19 protein-coding genes are annotated in these 19,990 nt (G+C 61.7%); 12 read left to right on the forward strand and 7 right to left on the reverse strand.

The genetic code is table 11. The features are described from left to right. Positions 1 to 172 precede the first annotated feature (172 nt). From PSH91_RS23330 to PSH91_RS23340, 3 genes are read right to left on the reverse strand one after another with little or no spacing between them, the layout of a single operon-like run. Positions 173 to 763 (reverse strand): LON peptidase substrate-binding domain-containing protein, encoded by a 591-nt coding sequence (locus PSH91_RS23330; RefSeq protein ID WP_047229485.1) that lies wholly within the window; start codon positions 761 to 763, stop codon positions 173 to 175. Between the two features lie 10 nt (positions 764 to 773). Beyond that, complete coding sequence (locus PSH91_RS23335; RefSeq protein WP_047229484.1) at positions 774 to 1,490, reverse strand: LrgB family protein; 717 nt, start codon at positions 1,488 to 1,490, stop codon at positions 774 to 776. Continuing rightward, entirely contained in the window at positions 1,487 to 1,852 is a 366-nt protein-coding gene (locus PSH91_RS23340; protein ID WP_047229483.1) for a CidA/LrgA family protein, read from the reverse strand. Before PSH91_RS23340 ends, PSH91_RS23335 begins: the two co-directional genes overlap by 4 nt. 193 nt (positions 1,853 to 2,045) lie before the next feature. Between PSH91_RS23340 and PSH91_RS23345 the strand changes: the two genes are divergently transcribed. From PSH91_RS23345 to PSH91_RS23355, 3 genes are all read left to right on the forward strand, one after another. Further along, the gene (locus PSH91_RS23345) at positions 2,046 to 2,501 is read left to right on the forward strand and encodes a MaoC family dehydratase (RefSeq protein WP_305466845.1); all 456 of its coding nucleotides are present in this window, start codon (positions 2,046 to 2,048) and stop codon (positions 2,499 to 2,501) included. Positions 2,502 to 2,598: 97 nt separating this feature from the next. Next, a complete protein-coding gene (locus PSH91_RS23350; protein WP_305466846.1) occupies positions 2,599 to 4,317 on the forward strand; it encodes a C13 family peptidase in 1,719 nt (572 codons plus the stop codon). Between the two features lie 27 nt (positions 4,318 to 4,344). Continuing rightward, positions 4,345 to 4,986 carry an oxidoreductase gene (locus tag PSH91_RS23355; RefSeq protein ID WP_047229480.1) on the forward strand — a complete coding sequence of 214 codons (642 nt, stop codon included), beginning with the start codon at positions 4,345 to 4,347 and terminating at the stop codon, positions 4,984 to 4,986. 146 nt (positions 4,987 to 5,132) lie between these two features. Here PSH91_RS23355 and PSH91_RS23360 read toward each other — a convergent pair whose 3' ends face one another. The 4 genes from PSH91_RS23360 to PSH91_RS23375 all read right to left on the reverse strand — a co-directional run bounded on the left by PSH91_RS23360 (position 5,133) and on the right by PSH91_RS23375 (position 9,568). After that, positions 5,133 to 5,417, reverse strand: a complete 285-nt coding sequence (locus PSH91_RS23360) for a YceK/YidQ family lipoprotein (RefSeq protein WP_160893627.1) — start codon at positions 5,415 to 5,417, stop codon at positions 5,133 to 5,135. Beyond that, complete coding sequence (ubiX, locus tag PSH91_RS23365) at positions 5,410 to 6,057, reverse strand: flavin prenyltransferase UbiX (protein ID WP_305466847.1); 648 nt, start codon at positions 6,055 to 6,057, stop codon at positions 5,410 to 5,412. Before ubiX ends, PSH91_RS23360 begins: the two co-directional genes overlap by 8 nt. Beyond that, entirely contained in the window at positions 6,054 to 7,403 is a 1,350-nt protein-coding gene (gene mpl / locus PSH91_RS23370) for a UDP-N-acetylmuramate:L-alanyl-gamma-D-glutamyl-meso-diaminopimelate ligase (RefSeq protein WP_173406517.1), read from the reverse strand. Before mpl ends, ubiX begins: the two co-directional genes overlap by 4 nt. Before the next feature lie 260 nt (positions 7,404 to 7,663). After that, the gene (locus PSH91_RS23375) at positions 7,664 to 9,568 is read right to left on the reverse strand and encodes a sigma-54-dependent Fis family transcriptional regulator (protein WP_047229476.1); all 1,905 of its coding nucleotides are present in this window, start codon (positions 9,566 to 9,568) and stop codon (positions 7,664 to 7,666) included. Between the two features lie 498 nt (positions 9,569 to 10,066). On the opposite strand from PSH91_RS23375, the gene PSH91_RS23380 reads away from it, so the two are divergent. The 9 genes from PSH91_RS23380 (at position 10,067) to PSH91_RS23420 (ending at position 19,640) form a co-directional block, all read left to right on the forward strand. Next, positions 10,067 to 11,587: an aldehyde dehydrogenase family protein gene (locus tag PSH91_RS23380; protein WP_305466848.1), complete on the forward strand. Its 1,521-nt coding sequence runs from the start codon at positions 10,067 to 10,069 to the stop codon at positions 11,585 to 11,587. 224 nt (positions 11,588 to 11,811) lie between these two features. Then, positions 11,812 to 13,260, forward strand: coding sequence for an ethanolamine permease (gene eat / locus PSH91_RS23385; protein WP_107321810.1), 1,449 nt, complete (start codon positions 11,812 to 11,814; stop codon positions 13,258 to 13,260). A 57-nt stretch (positions 13,261 to 13,317) separates the two neighbouring features. Continuing rightward, positions 13,318 to 14,712: an ethanolamine ammonia-lyase subunit EutB gene (locus PSH91_RS23390; RefSeq protein WP_107321809.1), complete on the forward strand. Its 1,395-nt coding sequence runs from the start codon at positions 13,318 to 13,320 to the stop codon at positions 14,710 to 14,712. Between the two features lie 27 nt (positions 14,713 to 14,739). Next, positions 14,740 to 15,564, forward strand: a complete 825-nt coding sequence (eutC, locus tag PSH91_RS23395) for an ethanolamine ammonia-lyase subunit EutC (protein WP_281459803.1) — start codon at positions 14,740 to 14,742, stop codon at positions 15,562 to 15,564. A gap of 106 nt (positions 15,565 to 15,670) precedes the next feature. Continuing rightward, positions 15,671 to 16,132 (forward strand): N-acetyltransferase, encoded by a 462-nt coding sequence (locus tag PSH91_RS23400; RefSeq protein ID WP_076383489.1) that lies wholly within the window; start codon positions 15,671 to 15,673, stop codon positions 16,130 to 16,132. 466 nt (positions 16,133 to 16,598) lie between these two features. After that, the gene (locus PSH91_RS23405; RefSeq protein ID WP_107321807.1) at positions 16,599 to 17,255 is read left to right on the forward strand and encodes a DedA family protein; all 657 of its coding nucleotides are present in this window, start codon (positions 16,599 to 16,601) and stop codon (positions 17,253 to 17,255) included. A 6-nt stretch (positions 17,256 to 17,261) separates the two neighbouring features. Next, positions 17,262 to 18,074: a zinc-dependent peptidase gene (locus PSH91_RS23410; protein WP_305466849.1), complete on the forward strand. Its 813-nt coding sequence runs from the start codon at positions 17,262 to 17,264 to the stop codon at positions 18,072 to 18,074. 111 nt (positions 18,075 to 18,185) lie between these two features. Then, on the forward strand, positions 18,186 to 18,713 hold the full coding sequence (ppa, locus tag PSH91_RS23415) for an inorganic diphosphatase (protein WP_047229468.1): 528 nt from the start codon (positions 18,186 to 18,188) through the stop codon (positions 18,711 to 18,713). Between the two features lie 195 nt (positions 18,714 to 18,908). Continuing rightward, positions 18,909 to 19,640: a helix-turn-helix transcriptional regulator gene (locus tag PSH91_RS23420; protein ID WP_305466850.1), complete on the forward strand. Its 732-nt coding sequence runs from the start codon at positions 18,909 to 18,911 to the stop codon at positions 19,638 to 19,640. The last annotated feature ends 350 nt before the right edge of the window (positions 19,641 to 19,990 follow it).

Raw genomic sequence — 19,990 nt, forward strand, 5'->3', positions numbered from 1 at the left:
CTCCCACAGGGAATCGGCCGTGAAACGCCCCTTTGTGGTCACTGAAGATCAACTGTGGGAGCGAGCCTGCTCGCGATGACGTCGGTACATTCAGCATTGATGCAAACTGAGCCACCGTTATCGCGAGCAAGCTCGCTCCCACAAGAGATCAGCCTGGTCAGTGATGAGCGCCTCAGGCGAACAGTTCGCCCTGCAATTCATCAAGCAACGCCTGGATTGCATCCAGCCGCTGCTGAGGATCATCGAGTTGCAGCAGGTCGAGCTTGTCCAGTTCATTGAAGGGCAGCAGGTAGGCCAGTTGATTGGCGAGCGACTGCTGGCCGGTGGCTTCGGTGCCCATGTTCAGGGCCTCGACCATCGGGTGTTCGGCCAGGGCCTTGAGCAACGCCACCAGATCGGCATCCTCATCCTGCAGCGGCTGTTCCGGCTCATCCTCCAGCCACTCGACTTCAGCGACGGTCAGTTGATCGGCCTGGACACTGCTGCTGTGTACGATAAAACGTCGTCCACCCTGCACACGAATGCCCAGCAGCCCGTTGTCCTGCTGGGAGAAATCGGTGATTCGCGCTTCACAGCCCACCCGCGCAAAGCCGTCGGGGGCGATACCGACTTCCTCGCCATCGAGGATGCACACCACGCCGAACCCCTCGCCCATTTTCATGCAGCGACCGATCATATCGAGGTAACGCGCCTCGAAAATCTGCAAATCGAGGATGCAACCGGGGAACAGTACCGTGTTCAACGGAAAAAGCGGCAAGCTCATAAGCAGTTCCTTAAACCGTCATCGACACCACCAACGGCAGCAACACCGCCGTGGCCACGCCCATCAGACTCATCGCCAGCGCCGCAAAGGCGCCGGACTCTTCGCTTTCCTGCAACGCCACGGACGTGCCGACCGCGTGAGCGGTCAGGCCCAGGGCCATGCCACGGGCTTCAGGGCTATGGACCCCAAGCCTAGTCAGAATGCTCGGACCCAGAATCGCCCCGAGCACCCCGGTGATCAACACAAACACCGCCGCCATGGCCGCTACGCCGCCGATCTGCTCGGCCACCAGCATGGCGATCGGTGAAGTCACCGACTTGGGCGCCATGGTCATCAGGATCATGTGTTCGGCGCCAAAAGCCCAGCCCAACACCACCGCAGAGCCCGTGGCGAACACCCCGCCTATCACCAGCGTAGTAAAAATCGGCCAGAACAATTGCCGGATCCGTCGCAGGTTCAGGTACAAGGGCACCGCCAGCGCGACGGTGGCCGGCCCCAGCAGAATGCTGAGAATTTCCGTGCTCTCACGGTACTCGGCGTAGCTGATGCCGCAGCCGACCAGCACACCGATCAGCAGCAACATCGACATCAGCACCGGCTGCAGAAACACCCAGCGGGTCTTTTCGAACGCCGCCAGCACCAGTTGATAGGCGCCCAGGGTGATGCCGATACCAAACAGCGGATGATGGATCACCGAACTCCAGGCGCCCTGCCAATCAAGCATCATTGCCCATCCTCCGACTCGGGGGCGTGACGCCGGGCCAGGCGTTGCATCAGCACACCGGTAAACGCCATGGACAGGATCAACGACAGCACCAACGCACCGACAATGGCCCAGAAATCGGCAGCGATGGCCCGGGCGTACACCATCACCCCCACCGCCGGCGGCACCAGCAGCAACGGCAAGTAGCGCAACAGGCTGCCGGCCGCCAGGTTCAATGGCTCGCCGACTTCACCACGGATGACCAGATAGCCCAGCAGCAACAGCAGGCCAATGATCGGCCCCGGCAGCACCGGCAGGAACAAATGATTGATGGCGGTGCCCAGCAATTGGAACAGCACCAGCCAGGTCAGGCCCCGTAGCAACATCCTTCATCCTCCCCAGCAACACGTACGCAAACAATGCGCGCGCATTATAAGCACGCCCGCGCTATGGGTCGGCATTCGTAAAAAGCATGGTCGATGACCTGCCCTGCCCGTCATGTTGATCTACAGTGGTTCTCCGGGGACGCCGATCCCCGTTCCAAAAAAGACAAAACCGATGAACCCAAGGAGAGTCTCAATGCCCTACGTTCCCGTTGCAGCGCTCAAAGATTATGTCGGCAAGGAACTTGGACGTTCCGAATGGCTTACCATCGATCAGGATCGCATTAACCTGTTCGCCGAAGCCACTGGCGACTTTCAGTTCATCCACGTCGATCCGGTCAAGGCCGCGCAGACACCGTTCGGCAGCACCATCGCCCACGGTTTCCTGTCGCTGTCGCTGATGCCCAAGCTCATGGAAGACATCCTGATCCTGCCCGAAGGCGTGAAGATGGTCGTCAACTACGGGCTGGACAGCGTGCGCTTCATCCAGCCCGTGAAAGTCGACTCCAAGGTCCGCCTCAAGGTCGACCTGGTGGACGTGACCGAGAAGAAACCCGGCCAATGGCTGCTCAAGGCCACCGCCACCCTGGAAATCGAAGGTTCGGACAAACCGGCCTACATCGCTGAGCCCCTGTCGCTCTGCTTCATGTAGCCCCTCGCGGATGCGAAGCCGCTGCGGCAGTTTCGCATCGCTTCTCCTGACGCGCATTGCTACGGCATACTCGTGACCTGATTATCTGGATCCCGTTATGCGCTCATTTCTCCCTTTGGCCCTGACCCTGCTGCTCACCGCTTGCGGCGACGGCGAATCGCTGTTGCCTCCCGACGCGCGCCTGCCCGACGGCGGACGCTATCGCGGCGACCTGGTGGACGGTTTGCTGCAAGGCCAGGGGCGTGTCGACTACCCCAACGGCAGTTGGTACGCCGGGCAGTTCGACAAAGGCCAGTGGCACGGCACCGGGGAATGGCACGGCAGCAATGGCGAGGTCTATCGCGGCCAGTTCCAGCAGGGCCTGTTCAACGGCCAGGGTAGCCTGACCACGCCCACCAGCAGCTACACCGGCGGCTTCAAGCAAGGCCGGCGCGACGGTGAAGGTACGCTCAAGGAACACGGCATGGTCTACCGCGGCGAATTCAAGGCCGACCGCTATTCCGGCTTCGGGCGCCTGGAGCTTGAGGACGGCAGCCAATACCAGGGGCCGTTCGTCAACGGCAAACCCAACGGCGAAGGCCAGCGCTTCGACGCCAGCGGCAACCAGTTCACCGGCAATTTCGTCGACGGCCAGCTCCAGGGCAAAGGCACCTTCAACAGCGCCGAGGGCGACGTCTACATCGGCGGGTTCAAGAACAACCAGCTCAGCGGTCGCGGTCGTTATGAAAATGCCGACGGCGATGTCTGGATCGGCCGGTTCAAGGAAGGCGCGCTCACCGGCAAGGGCCAACTGATCGGCGCCGACGGCAGCCACTACCTCGGTCAATTCAATGACTGGCGCTTTAGCGGCGAGGGCCGGCTGAACCTGCCCGACGGCAGCTTTTATATCGGCCAGTTCGAGAACGACACCTACCACGGGCGCGGCACCCTGGCGCTGACCGATGGCACCGTGCAAAGCGGCACCTGGGCCAACGGTCTGCGAGTACGCGACGCTGGCGGGCGGCTACTGCCGGATGTGCTCGAGCTCGGCCTTTTGGCCCAGGGGCGCCTGTTGGAAAATGCCCTGGCCAATATCCCGGCCTCGACGCCCGCGGTGGAGCTGTACAGCCTGACGGTGGGCGGCGACGGCAAGCAGAGTGTGTTCCTGCGCGAGTCCGACTACGTCGCCAACATGCTCACCAGCCGTTTTGGCGCGTTCGGCCAGATCCGCCTGGTCAACCACCGCGATCACCTCGGTGACCGGCCCATGGCCACTCGCGAAAGCCTGCGCCGCGCCGCCAGCGCCCTGGCCGAACGCAGCGGCCCGGAAGACCTGATCTTCATCTACCTGACCAGCCACGGCACCAGCGAACACGAACTGGTGCTCGACCAGCCGCGCATGGAACTGGCCGACCTGCCCGCCGATGAACTGGCCGTGGTGCTGGCGCCGCTGAAGGATCGCGACAAGATCGTGGTGATTTCAGCCTGTTACTCCGGCGGCTTCATCCCGGCGCTCAAGGATGAACGCACCTTGATCATGACCGCTTCCCGCGCCGATCGGGTGTCGTTCGGCTGCTCCGAGGAGGCCAACTTCACCTACTTCGGCGACGCGCTGTTCGCCCAGGCACTGAACCAGACCGACGATCTTGAGCAAGCCTTCAAGCGTGCCAAGGCCACCGTGGCCGAGCGGGAACAGGCGGACAATTTCGAAGCTTCCGAGCCGCAGATCTGGGCGCCCAGGACCGTCCTTTCCCATTGGCAGCTATTGCGCAAGCAACAGGCGCGAAAAGCATTACAAAGTACGGCATTGAACGACGAGGCCCAAAAGAGCAACTAAGCTGAATCGTATCAAGGGGGAAACACTATGTACTTGACGCCTCAGCATGTTTTGCTTGCCGGAGCTTCCGGGTTGACCGGGGAACATCTACTGGACCGGCTGCTCAACGAGCCGACCATCACACGTGTATTGGCGCCTTCACGCCGGCCGCTGGCCGAGCATCCACACCTGGAAAACCCGGTCGGTGAAACAGCCGAACTGCTGCCCCGCCTCAGTGGCCAGGTGGACATCGCATTTTGCTGCCTTGGCACGACCATCAAGAAGGCCGGCTCAGAACAGGCGTTTCGCGCGGTGGACCTGGACCTGGTGGTGGCCTTCGCCAAGCGCGCCCGGGAGCTGGGCGCAAGGCACCTGATCGTGATCAGCGCGCTGGGGGCAGACCCGAGCTCTTCGATTTTCTACAACCGGGTCAAAGGCGAAATGGAAGCCGCCCTCAAGGCCCAGGACTGGCCACAGCTGACCCTCTGCCGCCCTTCCCTGCTACTGGGCGAACGCACCGAACCGCGGTTGGCCGAACAATTGGCCGGCCCCTTGTCGAGGCTGATCCCCGGCAAGTACCACGGTATCGAAGCCTGCCAACTGGCCCGCGCCATGTGGCGCCTGGCCCTGGAAGAACAGGAAGGGGTGCGGGTGGTGGAGTCGGATGAGTTGCGTAAGTTGGGCAAATAATTGCGGCGCCTGGGCGGACGCCATCGCGAGCAGGCTCGCTCCCACAGTTGACCGAGTTCTTCAGAAGGAATGCGTACCAATGTGGGAGCGAGCCTGCTCGCGATAGCGGTGGCCCAGCTTACATCCATGTTGGATTGTAGCGCTGGTTACAACCCACCCGTAGCCTGAAACCCCACGCCAATCACCGTCAGCAACGACAACGGCAATAACAAGGTATCGAGCAACGCACTGGCCGGCAGATCCACGCCTGGGTAACGCGGCGCTTCGGCGCCAAAGCGGTCCTTGGCGCAACAGCCACCGTTAAGCGCATACAAGTCCAGGCGCGTGCCCGCATACACCACCGGCGCGCCGGGTTTGGCGGCGTCCAGGGTGCGGGCGGTGGCGCAGCCGGTCAGTTGCAGCGCCAGCACTACCACCAGCAGCTTATTCATCACTGCTCAAATGGTACTCGCCCCAGCGCGGCAGCATGTCCTGGGGGATGTTCAGCAGATTGAGAATCCGCGCGACCACAAAATCGATCAGGTCATCGATGGTCTGTGGCTGGTGATAAAAACCCGGGGAGGCCGGCAGAATCGTCACGCCCATGTTCGACAGCTTGAGCATGTGCTCCAGATGAATACTCGAATACGGCGCCTCACGCGGCACCAGGATCAACTGGCGGCGCTCCTTGAGCGTCACGTCGGCGGCGCGCTCAATGAGGTTGTTGCAGGCACCGGTGGCAATCGCCGAGAGCGTGCCGGTGGAACACGGCACCACCACCATTGCCGCCGGCGCCCCGGAGCCCGAGGCCACCGGCGACATCCAGTCTTCCTTGCCATACACACGAATCTGCCCCGCCGCCGCACCGGTGTATTCGGTGAGGAAGGCCTGCATCATCTGGGTCTTGCCCGGCAGGGTGACGTCGGTCTCGGTGGCCATCACCAATTGCGCGGCCTTGGAGATGAGGAAATGCACCTCGCGGTCTTCCCGCACCAGGCAATCGAGCAGGCGCAAGCCGTACTGGGCGCCGGAAGCACCGGTCATGGCCAGGGTGATGCGGTCGGGGCCGTTGCTCTCCAGGCGCGTGTTCATTTCAGTGCCTCGGCCAGCTTGCCGTGCAGGCCGCCGAAGCCGCCGTTGCTCATGATCACCACGTGAGTACCGGGCTGGGCCTGGCTCTTCACGCGCTCGATGATGCCTTCCAGGGAATCGCTGACAATCGACGGCACCGTGCACAACGCGGCGGTGGCGCCCAGGTCCCAGCCCAGGTTGGCCGGCGCGTACCAGATCACCTGATCGGCATCCACCACGCTTTCCGGCAGGCCGTCGCGGTGGGCGCCGAGTTTCATGGAGTTGGAACGCGGCTCGATGATGGCAATCAGCGGTGCATCGCCGATGCGCTTGCGCAAACCGTCGAGGGTGGTGGCGATGGCCGTCGGGTGGTGGGCGAAGTCGTCATAGATGGTGATGCCGCGCACTTCCGCGACCTTTTCCATCCGCCGCTTCACGCTTTTGAACGCACTCAGCGCGGCGATGCCCAGGGACGGCACCACGCCAACATGACGAGCCGCCGCCAGGGTGGCCAGGGCGTTGGCGACGTTGTGCTGGCCGGTCATGTCCCAATCGACCACACCTTGGGCCACGCCTTCGAACATGACTTCGAACTGCGAACCGTCGTCCTTGAGCAACTTCACTTGCCACTGCCCGCCGGCGCCGGTGGTTTGCACCGGGGTCCAGCAGCCCATTTCGATCACCCGTTGCAACGCGGGCTCGGTGGTCGGATGGATGACCAGGCCTTCACTTGGAATGGTGCGCACCAAATGGTGGAACTGCCGCTCGATGGCCGGCAGATCGGGGAAGATGTCGGCGTGATCGAACTCAAGGTTGTTGAGGATCGCGGTGCGCGGGCGGTAGTGGACAAACTTCGAACGTTTGTCGAAGAACGCGCTGTCGTATTCATCGGCCTCGATCACGAAGAACGGCGTGCCGCCCAGGCGCGCCGACACCGAGAAATTCTGCGGCACGCCGCCGATCAGGAAGCCTGGGCTCATGCCCGCGTGTTCCAGCACCCAGGCGAGCATGCTGCTGGTGGTGGTCTTGCCATGGGTGCCGGCCACGGCCAGGACCCAACGGCCCTGCAACACATGGTCGGCCAGCCATTGCGGGCCGGACACGTAAGGCAGGCCTTTGTTGAGCACGTATTCAACCGCCGGATTGCCACGGGACATGGCGTTGCCGATGACCACCAGGTCCGGCGCCGGGTCCAGTTGCGCCGGGTCGTAGCCTTGGGTCAGTTCAATGCCCTGGGCCTCCAGCTGCGTGCTCATCGGCGGGTAGACGTTGGCGTCGGAACCGGTCACGTGATGGCCCAGCTCCTTGGCCAAGACAGCCATCGAGCCCATGAAAGTGCCGCAAATACCGAGAATATGGATGTGCATAGTCGACCTCGTAAACATGGCCGCAGGTTAGCGTAGGGAGGGGGAAATCGCACCTTGTGTTTCGAACTGCAACCATCAGAACAGCGCAAATCCTCTGTGGGAGCGAGCTTGCTCGCGATAGCGGTGGGTCAGTTTGCATTGATGCTGAATGTGCTGCCGCCATCGCGAGCAGGCTCGCTCCCACAGTTGACCGAGTTCTTTCAGGAAGAATGCGGTCAGAATGTGGGAGCGGGCTTGCTCGCGAATGGCCGCGACGCGGTTCAGCGGGCGATGGCGTGCTTGCGCAGCTTCCGATAAAGCGTATTGCGGCTGATGCCCAGTTGTTCGGCGGTGTGTGTCATGTGCCAGCGCTGGCGCTCAAGTGCATCGAGCAGCGCCAATCGCTCGGCATCTTCCAGCGGGCGCTCCGCCACGGTTTCAACCAACGCCACCGGACACTGGCGAATCATCGCCGGCAGATCCTCCAGCCCGATCCGCCCGCCGTCGCACAACGCAGCAAGGGTGCGCAGCACATTGCGCAGTTGCCGCACGTTGCCCGGCCAATCAAAACTCAGCAATGCCTGGCGCGCCGGTTCGTCGATGGACACCGCTTCGGCGCCCGCCTCCTCGGCCAACAGAAAATCCAGCAACTGGGACTTGTCGCTGCGCTCGCGCAACGCCGGCAAGGGGATCTCCAGGCCGTTGAGGCGATAGTACAAGTCCTCGCGAAAACTGCCGTCGCGCACCCGATCAAGCAACTGACGGTGGGTGGCGCTGATGATGCGCACGTTCACCGCTTCGGGTTCGCCACCGATGGGCACCACCTGGCGATCTTCCAGCACCCGCAGCAAACGGGTCTGCAAGGCCAGGGGCATGTCACCGATCTCATCCAGAAACAGCGTGCCCCCGTCGGCCTGTTGCAGCTTGCCGCGCATGCCTTCCTTGCGCGCGCCGGTGAAGCTGCCGCCGCGATAACCGAACAGCTCACTCTCGATCAGGCTTTCCGGGATGGCTGCGCAGTTAAGCGCCACGAAGTTTTTCCCAGCACGCTGGCTGGCGTGATGCACGGCTTTGGCGAAGGCTTCTTTACCGGAGCCGGTTTCGCCATGGATCAGCAGCGGCACATCGCGCTCAAACACCCGCAGCGCCTTGCGAAAATGCTCTTGCAACACTGCATCCCCCAGGCAGATGCCCGGTAGCCGGGCGGGCTCGATGGTTTTAAATGCCGGGACGACCGGGACCGGCACACTGCGCGGCTGCCCCCGCAGCACGGCAAACAAATGCCGCCCGTCACGGGTGCGCAACGGCCAACTGGCGCTGGCCTGGGTGCTGGCCCGTCCGAGCAGCTCATCCAGTGAACAATCGAAAAAGTCTTCCACCCGCTGACCCAGCAAGCCACCGCGAATATGCCCCAACAGGTTCAGCGCGCTCTGGTTGACCGCGCTGATCCGCCCTTCGCCGTCGAACGCCAGCAGCCCCTCGCTGAACAACCCCACGGACTCGGCCTGCAAGTGAAAACGCAGCAGCCATTGATTGTCGAAGCAGCGCAGGAAATAGCAGCTCTCGATCATCTTCGCCGAGAGGTTGACCAGGGCCATGGTGTGGAACTGGCTCTGGCGCGACACGTCCGGCCGGGCCGATGACACATCCAGCACCGCGAGCAGTTCGCCATGGGGATCGAAAACCGGGCTCGCCGAGCAGGTCAGGCCGGTGTGGCGGCCGCGAAAGTGTTCTTCCTGGTGAATGGTCAGGGCCTGGCGCTCCACCAGGCAGGTGCCGATGCCGTTGGTGCCTTCGCAGGCTTCGCTCCAGTCGGCGCCGAGCCAGAGGCCGGCCCGTTCGAAAATCTTGCGCTCACTGGGGGCGGTGACACAGTTGAGGATCACGCCGCGCGCGTCAGTCAGCAGCACCGCGTGGCCGGCGCCGGAGAGTTGTTGATGCAGGCTGGTCATTTCCGTGCCGGCGATGTGCAACACCTGTTGCAGGCGCTCGCGGCTTTCCAGCACCCGGCCATGCTCAAGCACCGTCGGCGCCAGGTTTTGCGCCGGGTCGAGGTGATAGTCCTCAAGGCAACGCAGCCAGGAGCGGGCAATCGACGGATCGCTGCCAGGGCCCTGCAAATGGGCCTTGCCCTGGGTGACCGTCAGGACTTGTTGGGCATGGCGACTCAAGTGGTTGCTGTGCATTTCTTATTATTTCTCCCCGAAGGACCTGCCTCACTGGAGCAACTGTTTAACATTTAACCAATGTTCAACACTTAACCTGTGGCGAGGGGATTTATCCCCGCTGGGCTGCGAAGCAGCCCTGAAACCTAAGCAATGCGGTGTATCAGATTGATCGAGTTGGCTGCTTTGGGGGCTGCTTCGCAGCCCAACGGGGATAAATCCCCTCACCACAACTTTGCTGGGCAGGCCAACTGGTGAGCCCAGCATCCTCCAGCCCACCCACCTTTGCAATGCTGGCGCGACCTGTCAGTCACAGACTGTCTCGCATCTGGCACAAACTGTCACACCCGCTGTATCGCTATCGTCACGCAGGGCATCCGTTTGTCCGACGAACTGCTCCTAAAGTCTTGATTTACGGGCCTTGCAAGGCAGTGGCCCGACCTTTGCTCTAGGCTTAATTACCAGCGCTCAATTTTGCGCGGCCTCCCGTATAAGCACAAAAGCCAAGGAGAACTCATCATGCGTTACGCTCACCCCGGTACTGAAGGCGCTATCGTTTCGTTCAAGAGCAAATACGGTAACTACATCGGCGGCGAGTTCGTCGCGCCTGTCAAAGGTCAGTACTTCACCAATACTTCCCCGGTCAATGGCCAGCCCATTGCCGAATTCCCGCGTTCCACGGCCGAAGACATCGAAAAAGCCCTGGACGCCGCCCACGCCGCTGCCGATGCCTGGGGCGCCACGTCCGCCCAGGCCCGTTCGCTGATCCTGCTGAAAATCGCCGACCGCATCGAAGCGAACCTTGAGGTTCTGGCGATCACCGAGTCCTGGGACAACGGCAAGGCCGTGCGCGAAACCCTCAACGCCGACATCCCCCTGGCCGCCGACCATTTCCGCTACTTCGCCGGTTGCCTGCGCGCCCAGGAAGGCAGCGCCGCCGAGATCGACGGCAACACCGTGGCCTATCACATCCATGAACCGCTGGGCGTGGTCGGGCAGATCATCCCGTGGAACTTCCCGCTGCTGATGGCCGCCTGGAAACTCGCCCCGGCCCTGGCCGCCGGTAACTGCGTGGTGCTCAAGCCCGCCGAGCAAACCCCATTGGGCATTTGCGTGCTGATGGAGCTGATCGGTGACCTGCTGCCGCCTGGCGTACTGAACGTGGTGCAAGGCTTCGGCAAGGAAGCCGGTGAAGCTCTGGCCACCAGCAAGCGCATCGCCAAGATCGCCTTCACCGGCTCCACCCCGGTCGGCTCGCACATCATGAAATGCGCGGCTGAGAACATCATCCCGTCCACCGTGGAACTGGGCGGCAAGTCGCCGAACATCTTCTTCGAAGACATCATGCAGGCCGAGCCGAGCTTCATCGAAAAGGCTGCCGAAGGTCTGGTGCTGGCGTTCTTCAACCAGGGTGAAGTCTGCACTTGCCCTTCCCGCGCCCTGGTGCAGGAGTCGATCTACGACGAGTTCATGAAAGTTGTGATGAACAAAGTCCTGCAGATCAAGCGCGGCGACCCGCTGGACACCGACACCATGGTCGGCGCCCAGGCGTCCGAGCAGCAATTCGACAAGATTCTTTCGTACCTGGAAATCGCCAAGGGCGAAGGTGCCGAACTGCTGACCGGCGGCCGGGTGGAAAAACTCGAGGGCAACCTGGCCACGGGTTATTACATCCAGCCAACCCTGCTCAAGGGCACCAACAAGATGCGCGTGTTCCAGGAAGAAATCTTCGGCCCAGTGGTGAGCATCACCACCTTCAAGGATGAAGCCGAAGCCCTGGCCATCGCCAACGACACCGAGTTCGGCCTCGGCGCCGGTCTCTGGACCCGCGACATCAACCGCGCCTATCGCATGGGCCGGGCGATCAAGGCCGGTCGCGTCTGGACCAACTGCTACCACCTCTACCCGGCTCATGCGGCGTTTGGTGGTTACAAGAAGTCCGGCGTGGGTCGTGAAACCCACAAGATGATGCTCGACCATTACCAGCAGACCAAGAACCTGCTGGTGAGCTACGACATCAATCCGTTGGGGTTCTTCTAACCTGCGGGAAATTTGTGCCCGGCCGATCGTTCCCACGCTCTGCGTGGGAACGCCTCTACGGACGCTCCGCGTTCGGCTCTTTGGGACGCGGAGCGTCCCTGGCTGTGTTCCCACGCAGAGCGTGGGAACAATCAAGCTTGCATCCCTGCTGTATGCAACACACCGGTTCCAAGAGCAGCCCCGCTCCAACAGGGCCAAAAAACAATAAAAACAGGTAAACCCTTATGCCAAGCGATCAAGCAAACCCGCAACCGGCAACGTCCTCGGTCGACTTTGAAAAAGTCGGCTCCGAATACTTCCAACAGCGTGAACTGAAAAAAGGCGCGGCGGGCTGGGTCCTGCTGGTGGGCCTGGGGGTGGCGTATGTCATTTCCGGGGACTACGCCGGCTGGAACTTCGGCCTTGCCCAGGGCGGTTGGGGCGGGATGTTTCTTGCCACGCTGCTGATGGCCGCGATGTACCTGTGCATGTGCTTTTCCCTGGCCGAGCTGTCCTCGATGATTCCTACCGCCGGCGGCGGCTATGGCTTTGCCCGTAGCGCATTCGGGCCCTGGGGCGGGTTTCTCACGGGCACGGCGATCCTCATCGAATACGCCATCGCCCCGGCGGCGATTGCCGTGTTCATCGGCGCGTATTGCCAATCGCTATTCGGCATTGGCGGCTGGATGATCTACCTGGCGTTCTACATCATCTTCATCGCCATCCACATATTCGGCGTGGGTGAAGCCCTCAAACTGATGTTCATCATCACCGCCGTCGCAGCCCTGGCACTGGGCGTGTTTCTGGTAGCGATGGTGCCGCACTTCGACGTCGCCAACCTGCTGGACATCCCGGTCACCGCAGCCACGGGCGCCAGCCCATTCCTGCCGTTCGGCTATGTCGGCGTGTGGGCAGCCATTCCGTATGCCATCTGGTTTTTCCTGGCCGTGGAAGGCGTACCGCTGGCGGCTGAAGAAACCAAGAACCCCAAGCGCGACCTGCCGCGCGGCCTGATCGGCGCCATGCTGGTGCTGGTGGCGTTTGCCCTGCTGATTCTGGTGATCGGCCCAGGCGGTGCGGGTTCCAATGCGCTGATGGCTTCGGGCAACCCGCTGGTGGAAGCCCTGGCCAAGGCCTACGGCGGCTCGACCTGGATGGGCAACTTCGTCAACCTGGTGGGCCTGGCGGGCCTGATCGCCAGCTTCTTCTCGATCATCTACGCCTACTCGCGGCAGATCTTCGCGTTGTCTCGCGCCGGTTACCTGCCACGCAAGCTCTCCGAAACCAATAAAAGCAAAGCACCGGTATTGGCGCTGATCATCCCCGGCATCATCGGTTTCGGGCTGTCCCTGACCGGCCAGGGCGATCTGCTGATTCTGGTGGCGGTGTTCGGCGCCACCATCTCCTACGTGCTGATGATGGCCGCGCACATCACCCTGCGCATCCGCCGCCCCAAAATGGACCGGCCATACCGCACACCGGGAGGCATCTTCACCTCGGGCGTGGCCCTGGTGCTGGCGTGCATCGCCGTAGTAGCGGGCTTTCTGGTGGATCCGCGGGTGGTCATCGGCGCGGCGATCATCTATGGAGTGTTAATTGCTTACTTCGCGTTCTACAGTCGGCATCACTTGGTAGCAGGCACGCCCGAAGAAGAATTCGCGGCCATTCAGAAAGCTGAAGAAGCCTTGCACTAAGTTGTAAAACGCCGAAAACCACGGCGCCGCCCAGCGGCGCCGTCACGGAGAACCTGTATGGCCAGTTTTGCACACACGGTCGGCGCCCAGACCTACCGCTTCGACAGCCTCAAAGACCTGATGGCCAAGGCCAGCCCGGCGCGTTCCGGGGATTTTCTGGCCGAGGTCGCGGCGCTCAACGATGGCGAACGCGTAGCAGCGCAAATGGCCTTGGCCGACCTGCCCCTCAGCCATTTCCTGCAAGAAATGCTGATTCCTTACGAGGACGACGAAGTCACCCGACTGATCGTCGACACCCACGATAAACAGGCCTTCGCCGCCGTCAGCCACCTCACCGTCGGCGGTTTTCGCGACTGGCTGCTCAGCGATGCGGCCGACGAACACAGCCTGCGGGCGCTGGCCCCGGGCCTGACCCCGGAAATGGTCGCCGCCGTGTCGAAGATCATGCGCGTGCAGGATCTGGTGCTGGTGGCGCAGAAAATCCGCGTGGTGACGAAATTTCGCGGCACCCTCGGCCTGCGCGGGCGGCTGTCGACCCGCCTGCAACCCAACCACCCCACCGACGAACCCGCCGGGATCGCCGCAAGCATCCTCGACGGCCTGCTCTTCGGCAATGGCGACGCCATGATCGGCATCAACCCGGCCACCGACAGCACAGCGTCGATCTGCGCCATGCTGGAAATGCTCGACGCCATCATCCAGCGCTACGACATCCCGACCCAAGGCTGCGTGCTGACCCACGTCACCACCTCCATTGAAGCGGCGAACCGTGGCGTGCCCCTGGACCTGGTGTTCCAGTCCATCGCCGGCACCGAAGCGGCCAACGCCAGTTTCGGCATCAACCTGAACATCTTGCAGGAAGGCTACGACGCCGGGCTGAGCCTGAATCGCGGCACCTTGGGCAACAACCTGATGTATTTCGAAACCGGCCAGGGCAGTGCCCTGTCAGCCAACGCCCACCACGGCGTCGATCAACAGACCTGCGAAACCCGGGCCTACGCCGTCGCACGGCATTTCAAGCCGTTTTTGGTGAACACGGTTGTAGGATTCATCGGCCCGGAATACCTGTACAACGGCAAACAGATCATCCGCGCCGGCTTGGAAGATCACTTCTGCGGCAAGCTTTTGGGCGTGCCGATGGGTTGCGACATTTGCTACACCAACCACGCCGAAGCCGACCAGGACGACATGGACACCCTGCTGACCCTGCTGGGCGTGGCCGGGATCAACTTCATCATGGGCATCCCCGGCTCCGACGACATCATGCTCAACTACCAGACCACTTCGTTCCACGACGCCCTCTACGCCCGCCAGACCCTGGGCCTGAAGCCGGCGCCGGAATTCGAAACGTGGCTGGCGAACATGGGCATTTTCACCCAGGCCGATGGCCGGGTGCGGTTCGGCGACAACCTGCCACCGGCGTTTCGTCACGCATTAGCTCATTTGGGATAAGCCGCATTTGGGATGAGAGAACTGCCCATGGATAAAAAACCTGTAGATCCACAAAACCCTTGGCTGAATCTGCGCAACCTCACCCCGGCGCGCATCGCCCTGGGCCGCACCGGCACCAGCCTGCCGACCTCGGCGCAACTGGACTTCCAGTACGCCCACGCCCAGGCTCGGGACGCCGTGCATTTGGCCTTCGACCATGAAGGCATTCGCGCGCAACTGACTGAGCGCGGCCGCGAAAGCCTGTTGCTGCACAGCGCGGCCAGCGACCGCAACAGCTACCTGCAGCGCCCGGATCTGGGCCGACGGCTCGATGAGGCCTCCGTACAAATCCTGGAGGACTACGCAGCGGCCCACCCCGGCGGCGTAGACCTGGCCATCGTGGTGGCTGACGGCCTGTCGGCGCTGGCGGTACATCGGCATACCTTGCCGTTCCTGGCGCGGCTGGAAGAACAGACCGCCGCTGATGGTTGGTCAACCTCGCCGGTGATTCTGGTGGAACAGGGCCGCGTCGCGGTGGCTGATGAGGTGGCGCAGAGGCTCGGCGCAAAAATGTCGGTGATCCTGATCGGCGAACGCCCCGGCCTCAGTTCCCCCGACAGCCTGGGTTTGTATTTCACCTACAACCCCAAGGTCGGCCTGACCGATGCGTATCGCAACTGCATCTCCAACGTCCGCCTTGAAGGTTTGAGCTACGGCATGGCCGCCCACCGCCTGATCTACCTGATGCGCGAGGCCTGCCGCAGACAGCTCTCGGGGGTCAATCTGAAGGACGAAGCCCAGGTCCAAACTCTAGACTCGGAAAACACCGCCGATATGAAAGGTAACTTCCTACTGATGCCGCCCCGAAGCTGATCCGTTTACAAGTTTGCGTTTTTGATCCGCTTTCAGGCAGCATCGAAGCACGGCAGAACGCCGTTGTTGTCCGAGTATCTGTCGACCTTTGCAGACGAGACCTACTATGCGGATTATCCAAGCGACCCTGGAACACCTGGACCTGCTGACCCCATTGTTCGTCAAATACCGGGAATTCTATGGCTCGCTGCCCTACCCGGATTCGTCCCGAGCCTTCCTCGAAAAACGCCTGCGCCGCAAGGAATCGGTGATCTACCTGGCGTTGCCCGATGACGATGACAACCGGTTGCTGGGCTTCTGCCAGCTCTATCCAAGCTTCTCGTCACTGTCGCTCAAGCGCGTGTGGATCCTCAACGACATCTACGTCGCCGAAGACGCCCGCCGCCAACTGGTGGCCGACAACCTGATCCGCACCGCGAAAAAAATGGCCAAGGAAACCAACGCCGTACGCATGCGCGTCTCCACCAGCAGCAACAACGAGGTGGCGCAGAAAACCTACGAGTCCATCGGCTTCAAGGAAGACACCGAGTTCAAGAACTACGTGTTGCCGATCAGCGAAGAGCTCTGACCCGATTACCGCGGACTGATCGTTCCCACGCTCCCGCGTGGGAATGCCGCCAGGGACGCTCCGCGTTCCGCTTGACGCAGAGCGTCACGGGATGCATTCCCACGCGGAGCGTAGGAACGATCGATAACCCCTGTGGTTGGGTGAAATGTTGTGGCGAGGGGATTTATCCCCGCTGGGCTGCGCAGCAGCCCCAGAACCTGAGCACGCGGTGCATCAGGCAGACCGGGTTGGCTGCATTTGGGACCGCTTCGCGCTCCAGCGGGAGCAAGCTCCCTCGCCACAGAGTTCTTCACCCAGCCAGAAGCCTCCCGACATCCCCAGCTACAAACTCACCACGCACACCACCCTCGACCTCGTATAATGCCGCTCTTCCCGGCTTGTAAGAAAAAGCTACACGCGCTGTAGCCTTACTCGAAGCCCGACCCACAGGCCCCACCCAGTCAGGCCGCGACCACAGGTGCTTTGCATGGATTTCAACCCCCTCGACCTCATTCTGCATCTCGATGTGTACCTCGACCTGCTGGTGACCAACTACGGGCCGTGGATCTACGCCATCCTGTTCCTGGTGATCTTCTGCGAAACCGGCCTGGTGGTGATGCCCTTCCTGCCGGGCGACTCCCTGCTGTTCATCGCCGGCGCGGTAGCCGCCGGTGGCGGCATGGACCCGGTGCTACTCGGTGGCCTGCTGATGCTGGCGGCGATCCTCGGCGACAGCACCAACTACATCATTGGCCGCACCGCAGGCGAACGGCTGTTCAGCAACCCGAACTCGAAAATCTTCCGCCGCGACTACCTGCAACAAACCCACGACTTCTACGACAAGCACGGCGGCAAAACCGTGACCCTGGCGCGCTTCCTGCCGATCATCCGCACCTTCGCCCCCTTCGTCGCCGGCGTTGCAAAAATGCCCTACCCGCGCTTCTTCGCCTTCAGCGTCCTGGGCACCATCCTGTGGGTCGGCGGCCTGGTCACCCTCGGGTTCTTCTTCGGCAACGTGCCATTCATCAAGCAGAACCTGTCCCTGCTGGTGCTGGGCATCATCCTGCTGTCGCTGGTACCGATGATCATCGGCGTGATCCGCAGCCGCCTCGCCGCCAGCGCCTCGAAAGCCCATCCGCGCTGATCGCCCATGTGGTCCCTGAGCGGCTGGCACCGGCAACGCACCCTCGCCAAACATCCCGTCAGCGAGGAAACCTGGCAGCGGGTGCGTCACCAGTTGAGCTTTCTCGACGGCATCAGCGCCACCGAGGACCAATGGCTGCGCGAAGCCTGCGTACTGTTTCTGCATGACAAACACCTGAGCGCCCTGCCCGGCGTCGAACTGCACCAGGAACAACGCCTGCTGCTCGCCGCTCAGGCCCAATTGCCGCTGATGCACCTCGGCGACTTGAACTGGTACCAGGGCTTCCACGAAATCGTGCTCTACCCCGACGACTTCCTCAGCCCCCAGCGCTACCGCGACGCCAGCGGCATCGAGCACGAATGGGACGGCGAACACAGCGGCGAAGCCTGGCCCCAGGGCCCGATCATCCTGGCCTGGGACGGCGTGCTCGCCAGCGGCGGCTGGGACGGCTACAACCTGGTGATCCATGAGCTGGCGCACAAACTCGACATGCTCAACGGCGACGCCAACGGCCTGCCACCGCTGCATGCCGACATGCGGGTCAAAGACTGGGCCGAGGCCATGCAACAGGCTTTCGACGACCTCAACCGCCAACTGGACCAGGATCCGGACGCAGAAACCGTCATCGATCCCTACGCCGCGGAGAATCCGGCGGAGTTCTTCGCCGTCACCAGCGAATACTTCTTCAGCGCCCCAGACCTGCTGCACCAGGCGTACCCGCGGGTCTATGAGCAGCTCAAGGCGTTCTACCGCCAGGACCCGCTGGCCCGGCTGCGGCAACTTCAAGCCGAAGATCCGGTCTATCAGGCGTCATACTAAGGTCTCTAAGACCCTTGTAACGTGGCATCGACGGCCGAATATGCCTATAATCGCCGCCACTTTTTGGTCAATCCGACCAGTCATTTGGTCAACTAACGGGGGCACCGCCCAATGAGCTACAGCAAGATTCCGGCTGGCAAAGACCTGCCGAACGACATCTACGTCGCGATCGAAATCCCGGCCAACCACGCCCCGATCAAATACGAAATCGACAAAGACAGCGATTGCCTGTTCGTTGACCGTTTCATGGCCACCCCAATGTTCTACCCGGCCAACTACGGTTTCATCCCCAACACCCTGGCCGACGACGGTGACCCCCTCGACGTGCTGGTCGTGACCCCTTACCCAGTGGCCCCAGGCTCGGTCATCCGCGCCCGTCCGGTCGGCATCCTGAACATGACCGACGACGGCGGCGGCGACGCCAAAGTCATCGCCGTACCGCACGACAAACTGTCGCAGCTGTACGTCGACGTGAAGGAATACACCGACCTGCCAGCCCTGCTGATCCAGCAGATCGAACACTTCTTCGAGAACTACAAGGATCTCGAGAAAGGCAAGTGGGTCAAGATCGAAGGCTGGGCCGGTGCTGACGCCGCCCGCGAAGCGATCACCAAGTCGGTTGCCGCCTACAAAGGCTGATACTGAAGTAAAGAAGAACCCCGGTTTGCACCGGGGTTTTTTTATGTCTTAATGATGATAAATACGAAGTTGTATTAATACCGTTTAACCCCGTTTAGCCCGCCCCTTTCAAATCCTGCAAACGGAAAGATCGTCTTATATATTTGCACGACTTGTTTATTGCCGAAAATACAGTCGCCCCTAAACTTTCCGTTTATGAAAATACTTTCCAGTGGCGACCGCTTCAGAGCCCTTCTAAAAGAAGCGAATATCCGATCCGCCGACTTCGCGAAGTTATACGGCGTGAAATCCCAGCACATAAACAACTGGTTCAACCGTGGCATCCCGCCAGGGCGCATCTACTCCATCGCCAGCCTGCTGACCGTCAGCCCGCAATGGCTCGCCACCGGCGAAGGCCCGCAGACCCCACTGGGCCTGGGCCCCGGCATCACCTATGAAGCCGCCGAAAACGATGGCGTCTACAGCGTGCAAGAAACCACGGACATCGAACTGCCCCTCTACAAGGAAGCCCCCATCGCCCCCGGCGAAACCAAAACCCACATCATCGAAATCCCCGACCAAACCATCCGCCTGCCCCGCAGCCACCTAGAATCCCTGGAAATCGACCCCGGCGACGCCATCTGCACCACCATGGTCGGCGACAGCATGGCCGAACGCATCGAAGACGGCTCCACCCTCGCCATCGACCGCGGCCTGACCCAAATCGTCGACGGCCATATCTATGCGCTTGAGCACGACGGGATGCTGCGCATCAAATACCTGCACCGCATTCCCGGTAATCGGCTACGCCTGCGTAGCCATAACTGTGCTGCGTATCCTGACGAGGTCTTCAGCGCCGAACAGATCGAAGCGCAAAACATCAAAGTCATCGGCTGGGTCTTCTGGTGGTCCACCCTGAACAAACAACGACCGCCGGTGTTCGATTGACCAACCCCGGATGGCAGGACTGTGGGAGGAGCTCCCTATGTTGAGGAGATTTGGGAAGATCCTGTGGCGAGGGGATTTATCCCCGCTGGGCTGCGAAGCAGCCCCCCCCTGCTACTCCCCCTAACCCAATGATTCAAAACACAACTTACCTCTGGAATTCCCCCCCAAACCCGCGTACCCTGCGCCCCACATTTGCGAGCCCACACCTCGCACCGACAAGGCAGATCACTTTCTGACCAAGTCCCACAGCCGGCCGCAAGAGCCGGATGTACGTTTTGAAGGCTGGTGAGGTTTGTCAAAAACGAACTGAGTTAGTCAACGAGAAGCCGGCCATAAGCCGGCTTTTTAAT

This window comes from Pseudomonas sp. FP1154 (assembly GCF_030687245.1).
GTDB lineage: Bacteria > Pseudomonadota > Gammaproteobacteria > Pseudomonadales > Pseudomonadaceae > Aquipseudomonas > Aquipseudomonas rhizophila.